Origin of the sequence: Bradyrhizobium sp. WSM1743 (genome assembly GCF_000473065.1) — a bacterium.
GTDB lineage: Bacteria > Pseudomonadota > Alphaproteobacteria > Rhizobiales > Xanthobacteraceae > Bradyrhizobium.
The window spans coordinates 1-14,554 of record NZ_AXAZ01000031.1 but is presented as its reverse complement, the minus strand read 5'-3'; the positions used below and the strand labels follow the sequence as shown (position 1 = coordinate 14,554).

Annotated in this window: 13 protein-coding genes; 10 read left to right on the top strand and 3 right to left on the bottom strand. The window is 64.3% G+C overall.

Annotated elements, in window-relative coordinates; genetic code table 11:
* Window positions 1-105: 105 nt before the first annotated feature.
* The 4 genes from YU9_RS41840 (at window position 106) to YU9_RS45865 (ending at window position 2,215) form a co-directional block, all read left to right on the top strand.
* Window positions 106-408 (top strand): hypothetical protein, encoded by a 303-nt coding sequence (locus YU9_RS41840; RefSeq protein ID WP_036017517.1) that lies wholly within the window; start codon window positions 106-108, stop codon window positions 406-408.
* A gap of 10 nt (window positions 409-418) precedes the next feature.
* Entirely contained in the window at window positions 419-652 is a 234-nt protein-coding gene (locus YU9_RS0119110) for a hypothetical protein (RefSeq protein WP_027574265.1), read from the top strand.
* Window positions 653-824: 172 nt separating this feature from the next.
* Entirely contained in the window at window positions 825-1,766 is a 942-nt protein-coding gene (locus tag YU9_RS0119105) for a complex I NDUFA9 subunit family protein (protein WP_027574264.1), read from the top strand.
* A gap of 233 nt (window positions 1,767-1,999) precedes the next feature.
* Window positions 2,000-2,215: a hypothetical protein gene (locus tag YU9_RS45865; protein WP_084298996.1), complete on the top strand. Its 216-nt coding sequence runs from the start codon at window positions 2,000-2,002 to the stop codon at window positions 2,213-2,215.
* A gap of 687 nt (window positions 2,216-2,902) precedes the next feature.
* Here the strand turns inward: YU9_RS45865 and YU9_RS0119090 are convergent.
* A complete protein-coding gene (locus YU9_RS0119090; protein WP_027574263.1) occupies window positions 2,903-5,068 on the bottom strand; it encodes a bifunctional diguanylate cyclase/phosphodiesterase in 2,166 nt (721 codons plus the stop codon).
* 444 nt (window positions 5,069-5,512) lie between these two features.
* Here YU9_RS0119090 and mepA point away from each other — a divergent pair, with 444 nt between their 5' ends.
* From mepA to modC, 4 genes are all read left to right on the top strand, one after another.
* Entirely contained in the window at window positions 5,513-6,454 is a 942-nt protein-coding gene (gene mepA / locus YU9_RS0119085; RefSeq protein WP_027574262.1) for a penicillin-insensitive murein endopeptidase, read from the top strand.
* Between the two features lie 311 nt (window positions 6,455-6,765).
* Window positions 6,766-7,551 (top strand): molybdate ABC transporter substrate-binding protein, encoded by a 786-nt coding sequence (gene modA, locus YU9_RS0119080; protein WP_027574261.1) that lies wholly within the window; start codon window positions 6,766-6,768, stop codon window positions 7,549-7,551.
* A gap of 27 nt (window positions 7,552-7,578) precedes the next feature.
* Window positions 7,579-8,274, top strand: a complete 696-nt coding sequence (modB, locus tag YU9_RS0119075) for a molybdate ABC transporter permease subunit (RefSeq protein ID WP_027574260.1) — start codon at window positions 7,579-7,581, stop codon at window positions 8,272-8,274.
* Between the two features lie 2 nt (window positions 8,275-8,276).
* Window positions 8,277-8,939 carry a molybdenum ABC transporter ATP-binding protein gene (modC, locus tag YU9_RS0119070; RefSeq protein WP_027574259.1) on the top strand — a complete coding sequence of 221 codons (663 nt, stop codon included), beginning with the start codon at window positions 8,277-8,279 and terminating at the stop codon, window positions 8,937-8,939.
* A gap of 110 nt (window positions 8,940-9,049) precedes the next feature.
* On the opposite strand, the gene YU9_RS0119065 is transcribed toward modC, so the two are convergent.
* Entirely contained in the window at window positions 9,050-9,310 is a 261-nt protein-coding gene (locus YU9_RS0119065) for a PepSY domain-containing protein (protein WP_027574258.1), read from the bottom strand.
* Between the two features lie 324 nt (window positions 9,311-9,634).
* A complete protein-coding gene (locus tag YU9_RS0119060; RefSeq protein ID WP_027574257.1) occupies window positions 9,635-11,428 on the bottom strand; it encodes a potassium/proton antiporter in 1,794 nt (597 codons plus the stop codon).
* A 432-nt stretch (window positions 11,429-11,860) separates the two neighbouring features.
* Between YU9_RS0119060 and YU9_RS0119055 the strand changes: the two genes are divergently transcribed.
* Together YU9_RS0119055 and map are read left to right on the top strand one after the other, a co-directional pair.
* Entirely contained in the window at window positions 11,861-13,177 is a 1,317-nt protein-coding gene (locus YU9_RS0119055) for a mechanosensitive ion channel family protein (RefSeq protein WP_027574256.1), read from the top strand.
* 122 nt (window positions 13,178-13,299) lie between these two features.
* On the top strand, window positions 13,300-14,121 hold the full coding sequence (gene map / locus YU9_RS0119050) for a type I methionyl aminopeptidase (RefSeq protein ID WP_027574255.1): 822 nt from the start codon (window positions 13,300-13,302) through the stop codon (window positions 14,119-14,121).
* The last annotated feature ends 433 nt before the right edge of the window (window positions 14,122-14,554 follow it).

Below are 14,554 nucleotides of genomic sequence, written 5' to 3'. Positions count from 1 at the left end.
GAGACGCCTATGGCGGGGGCGTCCAAGCTCATTGACGAAATGCGCAAGAAAGCAGGCGTCAAATAGGGGCAGCAGGAAAAAGCGATATTTGTCGAGGGAGTCGTGATGCCACGCGGAGACAAACGCAGCTACACCGATAAGCAGAAGCGACAGGCCGAACGCATCGAGCAAGGCTACGAAGCCCGAGGTGTTCCCGAAAAGGAAGCCGAACGGCGGGCCTGGGCGACCGTCAACAAAGAAACCCATGGCGGCAAGACGAGCGGGTCCGGCAGAGGCACCGAAGAAGACACTTCCCCGTCACGCAAGGGCGGCAGGCTTGGCGGAAAAGCGTCAGCCAGCCGACCGGCCGATGAACGTTCCAGGTCAGCCAAGAAGGCTGCTCAAACTCGCAAACGCCGCGCGGCGTGAAGGAGGCACAATGTCGACATGCGAAACCTGCGGCAATGACTATGACAAGACTTTTCAGGTGGTGATGAACGGCCAGGCGCACACGTTCGACAGCTTCGAGTGCGCAATTCATGCCTTGGCGCCAACGTGCAAGCATTGTGGAACGCGCATCGTGGGACACGGCCTGGAAAAGAGCGGCACCTACTATTGCTGCGACCACTGCGCCCAGAAGGAAGGCGTGACTGAGCTCCGCGACCGTGTGTAAGGAATAGACCCGCGCACGCACCTTCCTCAGGAATTTTGGTGCGCACTCGGCAAGAGTGAGATGAAACGGACTGCCGTTGCCAGGCGCCGCTCTCGCTGAAATAGACGACGGACGAGCCTGCGTCTCTGCTGGCCATGCCTTGCTTGAGACGATCTCAGTACGAGTTTGTGCTATGGCGGCCGCAAATAATCGCCTTGTTACGGTGTTCGGTGGAACGGGATTTCTCGGCCGCCGCGTTGTTCAACACCTGCTCCGGACGCCTGACTTTCTCGTTCGCATTGCATCAAGACATCCCGAACGAGGCAGACAGCTTTTTGGTCACGACAACCCACGCATCCAATCTGTGAACGTCGATCTACGCGACGAGGGTTCGCTAGCCGCTGTTGTTCATGGCGCATACGGCGCCATCAACACGGTCAGTCTCTACGTTGAACACGGGCAGGAGACTTTTCATTCCGTGCATGTGGAATCAGCCCGGCGATTGGCGGCCCAGGCACATCGAGCTGGCGTCGAGCGGCTCATCCACGTTTCCGGAATCGGCTCTGATGCCACTTCGCCGTCCCTCTATATTCGCAAGCGTGGCGAAGGCGAACTCGCTGTCCGCGCGGTATTCTCTGAGGCTACGCTGGTTCGCCCGGCAGTAATGTTCGGCCCGGATGACGCGTTTCTCACCATCATCATCAAGCTGCTCCGCCGATTTCCGATCTATCCGATGTTCGGCCGCGGATTGACGAGATTGCAGCCGGCCTATGTTGACGACGTGGCCGACGCGATCACAAGAGCGCTTCTGAAACCCGAAACGAACGCAATCACGTATGAATTCGCCGGTCCTCGCATCTACACATACGAAGAGCTTCTCAGAACCGTCGCGCACGCAGCCGGCCGCAGCCCCATGCTCATTCCAGTGCCATTTGCTGCTTGGCATGTAGCGGGATGGATTTCGGAGCTGCTTCCAAGGCCACCCATCACACGGAATCAGGTGGAGTTGATGCACATCGACAACACAGCGTCGGTGGGAATGCCAGGATTTTCCGAGCTTGGAATCCCGCCGCAACCGGTCGAACAAGTTGTACAGACCATGTTGCGGAACAGTGTTGGTCGAACCGGCTCTTAAACGCGGCCGGTCAGTACGAATTCGTTCTCTTTGCCATGGGGGGAACCAGCGGTCCCGCCGTGCGCGATGCGGTCCAGCCATAAAGGAGGAACTGGTTTCGTCCGTCCTGAAGTCAAAACGCGCTTCAAAAAGTGAAAATTAGTTTTGCGCCATAATCATAATGACTCCGACGCAAAAAAAGAAAATAGGGTGCAATTAACAAGAATAACCAACAAGAATAATGGGAGGAGTAGATGGACACTGCGGGTCGCCTGCGCGCGATGGCACTATTGTGCCGTCAGACAGCCGCGCGTCATCCGGATCGAGGTTGGAAGCTGCTCGCCGAAGCTGAATATTGGGAGCATTTGGCCAATGATGCGCCGGTCGATCATTTCGAACGTTGCTCGGTTGGCTCACCGCCTGATCAAGAGCCTGGTATCACAAAACCGGCCGAGGCCCTCACGGGGTGAGTGCGAAACAAAATAGTTTGTTAGCTTCTGCGTGCCTAACCTGAAGAGTGCCGCCCGCCGCCGATTGCGGCACATTGGAATGGGAATGCCGGCCCCGGCTGTTACCCCATCCTGCAGGCTAGGGCCGTTTTGAACTTTCGCAGCATCGTTCAAACCCGGTCCACAACCATGATTAGAGGCATCGCTATAGCGCTATTCGGAATGGGCATTTTGTCTCAGCTCGATCGCGCGCTCTTCTATGGTCGCAATAGTGAGGCTGCGCTCAGTCGGATGCGGGACATCGGCCGAGGCTTCGGGCTGTAGGGCCCCGTCCACGCGCCTCGTCGATCAGGCAGCGCCCCACCCGGCGGCTACTTCTTCAACAATATTCCCTTCGTTCGCGCCATTCGCCTGACTGATCCGGCGTGGCGGCCCAGTTCGGCGGCTATCTCCGCTGCTCCAGCGCCCCGCCGGGCCAGCGTGACCAGCCGTCGAACCTCCTGCTCGGCCCATTGCTTTGGCTTCGGTGTCTTCATGGTGCGGTCCCACGACCTGCACCACTTAACGACTGCGGCTGGCAGTCTGCACTTGGGAAATTTACGGGTGGCGCGTCCCCGCAAGCGGGAGAGCTTGACCGAGAGAGCCGCGCGTCCCTTACATTGGGAGATACTTGCGAACGCCAAAAAAGCAGCTCCGCGGGAGCGCCACTCACGCCACCAGCGCAGCGTCCTCGTCGCCATCGATGCCGCGCTGCTCGGCAAGCAGGCTGATGATCTCCGCATTCGGCCGGGCCTTGCTGAACAGAAAGCCCTGCCCCTCGTGACAGCCCTCGGCGCGGAGGCAGCTCAGCTCGGCCTCGGTCTCGACGCCTTCGGCGGTGATGGTGACGCCGAGGCCCTTGCCGAGGCTGACGATGGAGCGGATGATCGCCTGGGCCTCGCGGTTGGCGCCGAGATCGCGCACGAAGGACTGATCGATCTTGATCTTGTCGAAGGGAAAGCTGCGCAGATAGCTGAGGCTGGAATAGCCGGTGCCGAAATCATCCATGGAAATGCGCACCCCGAGCGCGCGCAGCGCGTGCAGCGTCGCCAGCACCTGCGCGCTCTTCTCCAGCAGCAGCGTCTCGGTGATCTCGAGCTCGAGCCGGCGCGGCGGCAGGCCGGAATGCTTCAGCGCGTCCGTCACCATCGAGAGCAGATTGCCGCTGCGGAACTGCAGCGGCGACAGGTTGACGGCGACGCGGACATCGTCGGGCCAAGCTGCGGCATCGAGGCAGGCCCGGCGCAGCATGAGCCCGCCGAGCGGATTGATCAGGCCGGTGTCCTCGGCGACCGGAATGAACTCGGCCGGCGAGACCATGCCGCGCTCGGCATGCGGCCAGCGCACCAGCGCCTCGAAGCCGGTGATGCGGCCGCTCTGGAGGTCGATCAGCGGCTGGTAATAGGGACGCAGCACATCGTTCTGGATCGCGTCGCGCAGCTCGACCTCGATCTTGCGGCGGCTCTGCGCCTTTGCATCGAGCGCAGCCTCGAAGAAGGCGAAGGTGCCGCGCGCATCCAGCTTGGCGCGCGACAGCGCCATGTCGGCGCTCTTGAGCAGCTTCTCGGAATCTTCGCCATCGCCCGGTGCCATCGCGATGCCGATCGAGGCGCCGATCACCACGGAATGACCGTCGAGCAGATAGGGATCGGCAATGGCCTCCAGCAGGCGCTTTGCGAGACCCACCGCGTCTTCCGGCCGGGCCAACCCGCTTTGCAGAACTGCGAACTCGTCGGAGTTGAGGCGCGCCAGCGCATCCTCCTCACGCAAGGTGGAGCGCAGCCGCTTGGCGACGCCGCGCAGGAGCTTGTCGCCGACCGCATGCCCCAGCGTGTCGTTGACCGCCTTGAAATTGTCGAGCCCGAGGATCAGCAGCGCGACCTTCTCGGCGCTGCGGCGCGTGTGCAACAGCATCTCGTCCATCTGCTGCCGCAGCAGGCTGCGATTGGGCAAGCCGGTCAACCCATCATGCTGGGCCATGAACGCGAGCCGCGCCTCGGCACGCTTACGCTCGGTGATGTCCATCAGCGCGAGCAGCACCGCGGGCCGCTCGGCATAGGTCAATTCGCGGGAATAGATCGCAAGGTCGATCAGCGCGCCGTCGGCCTTGACGTGCTTCCAGGTGCGGCCGGCCTGCTCCTCGCTGCAGCGGTCGGCGGTCCAGGGCGGCTCGCTGTCGAAGGCCTGCAAGGCGCGGATCTTCAGTCGCTCGAACTCGGCCCGGCTATAGCCGTAATGCGCGACCGCGGCGTCGTTGACGCCGATGATGCGCTCGTCGTCCAGCGCGCAGATGATCATGGGCACGGGATTGCCGTCGAACAGCAGACGGAACGAGGCCTCGCGCTGCTTCAATTCGGTGATGTCGACGCGCAAGCCGACGACGCCGCCGTCATCGGTCAAGCGCTCGTCGATCAGGATGACGCGGCCGTCCGACAGCTTCTGCTCGTGGCGCGCGCCGGGCCGATAGAGCTTCTGCAGGCGCTCGGCGATCCACGCGTCCTCGTTGCCGATGGCCTCGGGATAGTCGCCGCGGGCAACGCCGATGCGCAGCGTGTCTTCGAGGCGCGCGCCTTCCTCGAACAGATCGGCGGTCTTGCTGTAGATCTCGGCGTATTTCTTGTTCCAGAGCACGTAGCGGCCTTCGGCATCGAGAAACACGATGCCTTGCGGCAGAATGTCGATGGCCTGGCGCAGGCGCTCATGGGATTTGCGCGCTTCCGCGATGGCGGCTTCCGCCTCGGCACGGCTGCGCAGGACTTCGTCGCGTTCGGAAAGAGCACGCGGCGCGCGCGCGAAGCGCGGCTTGCGCGCCTTCTGGCCGGCGCGGGCAAGCACGCTTTGCTTTCGCTTTTTTGTTCTTCGAGACCCCAAACTCAACTTCACTCGTCCCAGTCGCGCCCAGCGGCCGCAAGTGTTGGGGCAAGTGTCTGAAAAAAAAGTAATCTTGCCCGGCCGCGGTCCGCGCGCGGCCGAGCTTGCTGCCTGTTTGCGCGGCGCGGCCGCGGCGGCAGGCGCCATCAGACTGAGTCCAGCGCCGCGATCAATGATCGATCTGGCGCAAAATTGCGCGCGCGCTTGAATCTGTTCCGAAATCGCGCGCGATTGCATGCGAGCTGCAGATTTCCCTCACGCCGCGCACGAATTTTGGTCAATGCAGGATACGGTTATTGCACCGTTAAGAAACCGCAGGCTCGAGACGCGATTTGGCGAGTACGCCGTGAGCCGGTAGCCGGCCTGGTTCTTAACCCTGATGCAGCCTTGGGCTATAAGAACGTCAGCATGAGTCGCCGCGGCATCACCCTCCTCCTGCTCTCCGCTTGCCTGGGCGCCAGCGGCGCGCTGGCCCAGGACAAGGGCAGCATCACCCCGAAGCCTTTGCCGCCACTCGCCAATCCGAACGATCCCGATCTCGCCGCCAAGGAGCTGTTCGCGCGAAAGCTGCTGCCGTCGAAGGGACCGGCCGATGTCATCGGCTCCTACACCAAGGGCTGCATCGGCGGCGCGGAGCAGATTCCGATCAACGGCGACCATTGGCAGGTGATGCGGCTGTCGCGCAACCGCAGCTACGGTCACCCCGACATGATCGCGCTGATCAAGCGGCTCGCCGTGAAGGCGCACAAGGACGCGGGATGGCCCGGCATCCTGGTCGGCGACATCGCCCAGCCGCGCGGCGGGCCGGCGCTGTCAGGCCATGCCAGCCACCAGATCGGTCTCGATGCCGACATCTGGCTGACGCCGATGCCGGACCGCCGGCTCTCGCGCGAGGAGCGCGAGGACATGTCGGCGGTGATGATGGTGCGCCCGGACCGGCTCGACGTCGACTCCAGGGTGTTCACGCCAGGCCATGTGCTGGTGCTGCGCGATGCGGCGCGGGAGCCCGCCGTGCAGCGCATCTTCGTCAACGCCGCGATCAAGAGGGCATTGTGCCGCGAGGCCACGGGCGACCGAGCGTGGTTGTCGAAGATCCGCCCCTGGTGGGGCCACGACTACCACTTCCACATCCGCATGCGTTGCCCGGCGGGCGCCGGCGAATGCGAGAGCCAGCCGTCACAGGCCGAGGACGAAGGCTGCAAGCCCGCCGATCTCGCCTACTGGTTCTCCGACGCGGTGCTGCACCCCAAGCCGCCGCCGGAGCCGCCGAAGCCGAAGCCACCGATGACGCTGGCGCAGATGCCACCGGCCTGCAAGGCGGTGCTGCACGCGGCGGATGCGAAGCCGTAGCGTGAGGGGCACGCTATCACCTCACCCACCGCCGTCCCGGATCGGCGCTCCGCTCGGGGCAACGCTGCGCGTTGTCCGGAGCTAAGCTTGTCCGGGACGACAGTTGTGCTTATGGCGCGCTGGTCCGAGATGACGAACCAGATTTGACCTGAGGCTCCGGCCTGTTATCTTCGCTACTGCGATATCCCCGCCGGCCGTAAGCCGTTCCAAGGGGACCGTGGAACAGCGCTTCCGCCCGTCGCATCCGACCCATTCGACGCCAGATTTGCGCGTGCTGCCTTGCGCGCGCAAGCTCGCACGGAGCGCATCCCATGTTTCGGATATCAGGACTTTTCACTGCCTTCCTCATCCTCGCCAGCACCGCCCTCTCGCCCGCCTCGGCCGAGGACAAGACCATCACCGTGTTCGCCGCCGCCTCGATGAAGAACGCGCTGGACGAGATCGACGCCGCCTACACCGCCAGGACCGGCGTCAAGTTCAGCGTCAGCTATGCCGCAAGCTCGGTGCTGGCCAGGCAGATCGAGCAGGGCGCGCCGGCCGACGTGTTCGTCTCGGCCGACACCGACTGGATGGACTACGCGATTGCCAGGAAGACCATCAACGCGTCTTCCAGAGTCAACCTGCTCGGCAACAGCATCGTGCTGATCGCGCCGAAGGATTCCAGGATCGACAGCGTGACGATCGCGCAAGGTTTCGATCTCGCCAAGCTCGCCGGAGACGGCAGGATCGCAACCGGCGACGTCAAGTCCGTGCCAGCAGGCAAATATGCCAAGACTGCGCTGGAGAAGCTCGGCGCGTGGCAGGCGGCCGAGCCGAAATTCGCCATGGCGGAGAGCGTGCGGGCGGCGCTGACGCTGGTTGCCCGCGGCGAGGCCGTACTCGGCATCGTCTATTTCACCGACGCCAAGGTCGAGCCCGGTGTGAAGATCGTCGGCACCTTCCCGGCGGATTCGCATCCCGCGATCATCTATCCGGTCGCTGCGACCATCACCGCCAAGCCGGAGACGAATGACTATCTCGCCTTCCTGCGCTCGACGGCGGCCAAGACCATTCTGGAAAAATACGGCTTCAAGTTCCTGATCAGTCCCATAACTTAAGTCTTGCGACGTGATATCTGCGGCTTGATGTCTGAGATTTCCCCCGCCGAATGGACGGCGATCCTGCTCTCGCTCAGGGTCGCCATCATCGCAACGCTGGTGGCGACGCCATTCGGCATCGCACTGGCGTGGCTGCTCGCACGGCGTGATTTCTGGGGCAAGTCGCTGCTCGATGCACTCGTGCATCTGCCGCTGGTGCTGCCGCCTGTCGTCACCGGCTATCTCCTGCTCCTGACCTTCGGCCGGCGCGGCCTCGTCGGCGGCTTTCTCGCCGACCATCTCGGGATCGTCTTCGCATTCCGCTGGACCGGCGCGGCGCTGGCCTGCGGCGTGATGGCGTTTCCACTGCTGGTGCGCCCGATGCGGCTGTCGATCGAGGCGATCGACCGCCGGCTCGAGCAGGCCGCCGAGACGCTTGGCGCAGCCCCATGGAAAGTGTTCTTCACGGTGACGCTGCCGCTGGCGCTGCCCGGCGTGCTCGCCGGCATGGTGCTGGGCTTCGCCAAGGCGATCGGCGAGTTCGGCGCGACGATCACTTTCGTCTCCAACATTCCCGGCGAGACCCAGACGATTTCCTCGGCGATCTATTCGCTGATCCAGACGCCGGACGGCGATGCCGCGGCGGGACGGCTGGTGATCGTCTCGATCGTGCTGGCGCTGGGCGCGCTGATTGCCGCCGAGTGGTTCGCCCGCCGCGCCACCGCGCGGCTGCACGGAAACTGACCATGCTGCGCGTCGACATCGAAAAGCAGCTTGGCGAATTCTCGCTGCATGCATCCTTCAGCAGCGAAGGCCGCGCCATCGGCCTGTTCGGCGCGTCGGGCGCCGGCAAGACCTCACTGGTCAACATGATCGCCGGGCTGTTGCGGCCCGACCGCGGCACCATCGTGATCGACGGCGAAACCGTCGACGACACCGCGGCCGGCATCCATGTCCCGGCCTGGCGCCGCCGCATCGGCTATGTATTCCAGGATGCGCGGCTGTTCCCGCATCTCAACGTCGCACAGAATCTCGATTACGGACGGCGGATGAACCGCCTGCCGTCCGATCCTGTCCAGCACAGGCGCATCATCGACCTGCTCGACATCGGTGCCCTGCAGGGCCGCCGCCCCGGAAAGCTCTCCGGCGGCGAGCGCCAGCGCGTCGCGCTCGGACGCGCGCTATTGTCGAAGCCGCGCCTGCTGCTGCTCGACGAGCCGCTCGGCGCGCTCGACGAGGGCCGCAAGCTCGAGATCCTGCCTTATCTGGTGCGGCTGCGGGACGAAGCCAACGTTCCCATGGTCTATGTCAGCCACGACGCCGCCGAGCTGCGCCAGCTCGCGACGCAGATCGTGATGCTGAAGCAGGGCCGCGTGACGAGTTTCGGCGGGGTGAAGGTGCTGACGTGAGGCGACCGTAGCCCGGATGGAGCGCAGCGTAATCCGGGTTCTTGCAGCGTGTAAGCATTTCCCGGATTGCGCTGCGCTCCATCCGGGCTTACAGGTCCGCTTAGGCGCGGCTACCAGCCACGCTCGACGTTGCGCACCTCGCCGGTGCTCGCGTCGACATAGACCTCCATCCAGCGGCCGGCACTGTCTCGTCCATCGACCTCCCATTCGTCACCGAGGAAGTTCGTGTGCGAGACCGTCACGACGCCGAGATCACTGGCGACATCGAGCGCGACCTGCATCGAGATCTGGTCGCCGGTGTCATAGGCCATCGCCGGCGCCGCTCCGCCGAGTGCAAGGGCGATCGCGATCGGAAGGATGAACTTTCGCATTTGGCATACTCCTGTCAGTCCAAGCCGTTACGCGGCTTAAAACGAGCGGAGCCGCGGACCGTTCCGGGTTTCGCGGTCACGAGGCCGCGCAAATCTTCGCCGGATGCGGCGATTTGGTGGCGGTTGTCTGGCCCCCGGGTTCCACTGCCGCGGGCTGAGATGCTGCCGTTGAGAGATGGTGCTTCAACAAACACCGTCATTGCGAGCGTAGCGAAGCAATCCAGGCTGCCTCCGCGGAACGATTCTGGATTGCTTCGCTTCGCTCGCAATGACGAGCTTGTGGTTGATTCCGTACCGCCAAACTGAACGCGGACGGCGCGAGCGCTAAACCCCCGCGACCGAGGTCCACAACTCCGCAAGCCTCTTGCGCAGCGCCTGCGCGCGCGTCAGCGGCGCGGGCGTCTCGTCTTCCTCGGGCAAGCGGAGGCCGACGACGTTGACGCGGCCGCCGGAAATCGAGCGCGCGACAAGCACGATCTCGTCCAGCGCGAGCTCAGCGCCTTCCTTCGGCGCGCGATCGAGATGGACGTCGAAATAGTCGGCGAGCGTGAGCTTGCTCTCGTCCTCGCTCACCTTCACGCCGTAGATCTCCGCGAGCTCGGCGAGCGTGTGCTCGCCGGAGACCATGAAGTCGCCGAGCAGATGCGGATCGGGCGCAGTGCTCGGCTGCATGTCGACGAAGAAGCGGTCGAGCGACTCGGCCTTTTCCGGCGGCGCCAGCAGATAGATGTAGTCGCCCGTCGCGATCGGGTCGGCTTCCGTCGGCGTCAGGATGTTCTCGTTGCGGATGACGAGCGTCGGCTTGGACCAGGACGGGATCAGGCCGCGACGGAAATACAGGCTCTTGGGCCGCACCGGATAGCCGACCAGCTGCTGCTCGAGCTGGCCGGGCAGATCCAATTCGACGCGGCGCGGGCCGCGCTCGGCGCGCGGCAGCGCGACGTGCAGCTTGCGCGCGGCAGGGGCAAGCGTCCAGCCTTGCAGCAAGAGCGAGATGATGACGACGACGAAGGCGACGTCGAAATAGAGATAGGCCTTGGACAGCCCGACCAGCATCGGGATCGAGGCCAGGAAGATCGCGACCGCGCCGCGTAAGCCGGTCCAGGCGATGAAGATCTTTTCGCGCCAGTTGAAGCGGAACGGCGAAAGGCACACGAACACTGCGAGCGGCCGCGCCACCAGCATCAGGATCAGCGCGACGGCAACCGCCGGCAGCACGCTTGCGCCGAGCCGGCTCGGCGAGACCAGAAGGCCAAGCAGCACGAACATCACGATCTGCGCCAGCCAGGTCGCGGCATCGAGGAACGTCACCACCGAATTATGCGCGCGGGTCGGCCGGTTGCCGATGATGATGCCGGCGAGATAGACCGCGAGGAAGCCGGAGGCGTGCATGATCTGCGAGCCGCCGAAGATCACGAGCGCGCCCGTGGTCACGAACGGTGCATGCAGGCCCTGCGGCAGCGCCACCTGGTTGAGCGCGATCACGACGAGGCGGCCGCCGAACACGCCGACGACGGCGCCCAGCGCCGCCTCCAGCACGAACTCCATCAGCACATGGCCGGGCGAGCTCGAACCGACCGAGATGTATTCCACCAGCATCAGTGTGAGGAAGATCGCGAAGGGATCGTTGGTGCCGGACTCCGCCTCCAGCGTCGCGCCGACGCGCGGGCGCAGGCGCAGCCCCTGGGTGTGCACCAGCAGGAACACGGCGGCCGCATCGGTCGAGGCCACCACGGCACCGACCAGCAGCGACTCCGCCCAGTTGAGGTCGAGCGCATATTTCGCGAACGGTGCCGTGACCAGCGCGGTCAGCAGCACGCCGACGGTCGCGAGCACCACGGAGGGCGCGAGCACGGTGCGGATGCTGGCAAAGCGCGTGCGCAAGCCGCCGTCGAACAGGATCAAGGCAAGCGCGACGGAGCCGACCAGATAGGTGGTGCGGACGTCGTCGAACTGCAGCTGCCCGGGGCCGGAATCGCCGGCGAGCATGCCGATGACAAGAAAGACGAGCAGCAGCGGCGCGCCGAAGCGCAGCGCGAGCAGGCTCGACAGGATGCCGGCCATGACGAGGACGGCGCCGAGCAATATGGCGAGGCTGACGGAGTCGAGGGAAGCCATGCGGTGCTGCGGGTTACTCGGGGAATGGACGAATTCAGGTCAGGTAGCCACCGGCCGGGCACTCCCTCGCCCCGCTTGCGGGGAGAGGGTGGGGTGAGGGGGAGTCTCCGCGAGGGTGGCAGGAGTTGGACTCGCGGAGAGTCCCCCTCACCCGAAATTCAAGCTGCGCTCGAATTTCGGCCTCTCCCCGCAAGCGGGGAGAGGCGAAGCGCGCCGCCCTCGACGGAATTTCCCATCTCAAAAACATGTGCTTATGCATCCTTATCGTCGGCGGACTCGCGCGCCAACCCATTTTCGCTCCTCGCGGCAATCTGCCCGTATTTTACGGCCTTAACGCGCTTCACTTACCGGTGTATCGATGGCCTGCCTGAGCCCTTTGTGGGATTCTGCGGCTCCCTCGAATCAATTCCTCCCGCTTTGCCGACGAGACCGATGGACATGGACCTCAAAGATTTCATGGAGTTCGTGCAGACGACCGCGCGCAGCGTCGGGGCGGAAATCTCCTCACCCTGGTTCTACCTGCAATTCGGTCTCATCCTGGCCGCGGCCGGCATCGCCTACGCCGCGGAGGCCGCCATTCGCAGCCGCGTCGACATGACGTCACTGGCGATGCGCTGGCCGCTGCCGCTCCGGCACTTCGTCCGGGTGATGGTCTCCAGTGCCTCGACGGCGGTGTTCACGCTGCTCGTGATCATCTCGCGCGTGGTGATGTACCACGCGACCTGGCCGAGCCGCAGCTATCTCCTGATGGTCGCAGCCAAGCTGGGCTTCGCCTGGCTCGTGATCCGGCTCGTGACCTCGGTGCTGCGCAACGCATTCATCGTCAAGCTGGTGTCGATCACGGCGTGGTTCGTCGCCGCGCTCTCCATCGTCGGCCAGCTCGACGCGACGGTCGACCTGCTGGATTCGTTCGCGATCGTGCTCGGCGGCCTCAGGCTGACCCCGCTCTTGGCGCTCAAGGCCGGCGCGCTGCTGCTGATCGCGCTGTGGCTCACCAACATCGCGAGCAATTTCGCCGAGAGCCGGATCAACGCGACCACCGATCTCACGCCGTCGGTGCAGGTGCTGCTGGTGAAGATCATCCGCATCGGGCTTCTTGCCGTCGCAATCGTCATCGCGCTCGGCGCCGTCGGCATCGACCTCTCGGCGCTCGCGGTGTTCTCCGGCGCGGTCGGCGTCGGCATCGGTATCGGCCTGCAGAAGATCGTCGCCAATTTCATCTCGGGTATCATCCTGCTCGCCGACAAATCGGTGAAGCCCGGCGATCTCGTCACCATCGGCGACAATACCGGTCGCATCAGTGCGATGAAGACGCGCTATATTTCCGTCGCCGCCGGCGACGGCCGCGAATTCCTGGTGCCGAACGAGGATCTGGTGACGCAGAAGGTCGTCAACTGGACCTATACCGACAAGAACACGCTGGTGAAGATCGCCTTCGGCACCAATTACGACGCTGATCCCCGCCTGGTCTGCACACTCGCCGCCGAGACCGCCGCCGCCCATTCGCGCGCGCAGAAGGGCAAGCCGCCAACTTGCATCCTGACCGAGTTCGCGGAAGCCGGGATGAAGTTCTCGCTGACCTTCTGGATCGCCGACCCCGACGGCATGGACAAGGTCAAGAGCGACGTGATGCTGGAGCTGTGGGACGCGTTCAAGCGCGAGGGCATCCGGGTTCCCTACCCCGTCCGCGAAATCCGCATCCGCGGCGGCGCCCTGCCGGTGGAAACCACCGTAGAAGTCCCGAATTAGGACCCTTTCGCACCCAAGGCTGGCACCCTCGGCTTGCATGAAGGCCGCCAATCATTAAATTAGGGCCTGAAATCAAGCCTTTCCGCCGATATCGAGATCAGCCCCGAGAAGATTTGACACGCATGAGCTACGTCGAAGCCACCGATACCTCCCTGCGCAAGACCGGACAGATCAAGCTGCATGGGCCGAACGCCTTTGCCGGCATGCGCAAGGCGGGTGCGCTGGTGGCGAAATGCCTCGACGAGCTCACCGACATCGTCGGACCGGGCGTGCCGACCTCGAAGATCGACGAATTCGTCCGCGACTTCGCCTTCAGCAACAATGCCTATCCGGCGACGCTGATGTATCGCGGCTACCGCTACTCGACCTGCACCTCGCTCAACCACGTGGTCTGCCACGGCATGCCGGGCGACCGTCCGCTGAAGGAAGGCGACATCGTCAATATCGACGTCACCTTCATCGTCGACGGCTGGTATGGCGACTCCAGCCGGATGTATGCGATCGGCCCGATCGCCCGCAAGGCCGAGCGGCTGATCGAGGTGACCTATGAGGCCATGATGCGCGGCATCGCCGCGGTGAAGCCCGGCGCCACCACCGGCGACATCGGCCACGCCATCCAGAGCTTCGTCGAGCCGCAGGGCATGAGCGTGGTGCGCGATTTCTGCGGCCATGGCCTCGGGCGCATGTTCCACGACGAGCCGAACATCATCCATATCGGCCGGCCCGGCGAGGGCGTGCAGCTCAAGCCCGGCATGTTCTTCACCATCGAGCCGATGATCAATCTTGGCAAGCCGCACGTGAAGATCCTCTCCGACGGCTGGACCGCCGTCACCCGCGACCGCTCGCTCTCGGCGCAGTTCGAGCACTCCGTCGGCGTGACGGCGACGGGCGTCGAGATTTTCACGCTGTCGGAGCGGCACGGCGAGAAGCAGATCGGCGGCTGATCGCGTTGTCCTAAAGCGTGATGAGATGAGGCTCGATAGCCGCAAAGTCGAAGTTGGGCTCCCTCTCCCGCTTGCGGGAGAGGGTTGGGGAGAGGGTGCTTCCGCAATGGGACAATCCCCTAGCGGAGAGAACCCTCACCCGGCGCTTCGCGCCGACCTCTCCCGCAAGCGAGAGCTTTGCTTAATGGGATGTGAGCGAGTGGTTCCCGATGTCGGGCTTTTTTTGCGCGGCGTCGGACGGCGCGCGGCGTGGAATGGGTGCGTTTTCCGCGGCCGACCGCTGGCGTCGGGCGGCGGCGGTCATGCCGCAGCTCCCGCAGGAGACAGCACCGCCCATCGTTTGAGATTCATGGCGAGGCAGATCAGGCGCAGATGCGTCTGGTTGCGCGCCAAGCCCAGATAGCGGGCGCGCGCCCAGCGGTAGCTGCCCTTG

Excerpts from the sequence above, each read along its gene's own strand:
- YU9_RS41840 (WP_036017517.1), top strand. The coding sequence starts at position 106 with ATGCCACGCGGAGACAAACGCAGCTACACCGATAAGCAGAAGCGACAG.
- YU9_RS0119110 (WP_027574265.1), top strand. The coding sequence starts at position 419 with ATGTCGACATGCGAAACCTGCGGCAATGACTATGACAAGACTTTTCAG.
- YU9_RS0119105 (WP_027574264.1), top strand. The coding sequence starts at position 825 with ATGGCGGCCGCAAATAATCGCCTTGTTACGGTGTTCGGTGGAACGGGA.
- YU9_RS45865 (WP_084298996.1), top strand. The coding sequence starts at position 2,000 with ATGGACACTGCGGGTCGCCTGCGCGCGATGGCACTATTGTGCCGTCAG.
- mepA (WP_027574262.1), top strand. The coding sequence starts at position 5,513 with ATGAGTCGCCGCGGCATCACCCTCCTCCTGCTCTCCGCTTGCCTGGGC.
- modA (WP_027574261.1), top strand. The coding sequence starts at position 6,766 with ATGTTTCGGATATCAGGACTTTTCACTGCCTTCCTCATCCTCGCCAGC.
- modB (WP_027574260.1), top strand. The coding sequence starts at position 7,579 with ATGTCTGAGATTTCCCCCGCCGAATGGACGGCGATCCTGCTCTCGCTC.
- modC (WP_027574259.1), top strand. The coding sequence starts at position 8,277 with ATGCTGCGCGTCGACATCGAAAAGCAGCTTGGCGAATTCTCGCTGCAT.
- YU9_RS0119065 (WP_027574258.1), bottom strand. The coding sequence starts at position 9,310 with ATGCGAAAGTTCATCCTTCCGATCGCGATCGCCCTTGCACTCGGCGGA.
- YU9_RS0119060 (WP_027574257.1), bottom strand. The coding sequence starts at position 11,428 with ATGGCTTCCCTCGACTCCGTCAGCCTCGCCATATTGCTCGGCGCCGTC.
- YU9_RS0119055 (WP_027574256.1), top strand. The coding sequence starts at position 11,861 with ATGGACATGGACCTCAAAGATTTCATGGAGTTCGTGCAGACGACCGCG.
- map (WP_027574255.1), top strand. The coding sequence starts at position 13,300 with ATGAGCTACGTCGAAGCCACCGATACCTCCCTGCGCAAGACCGGACAG.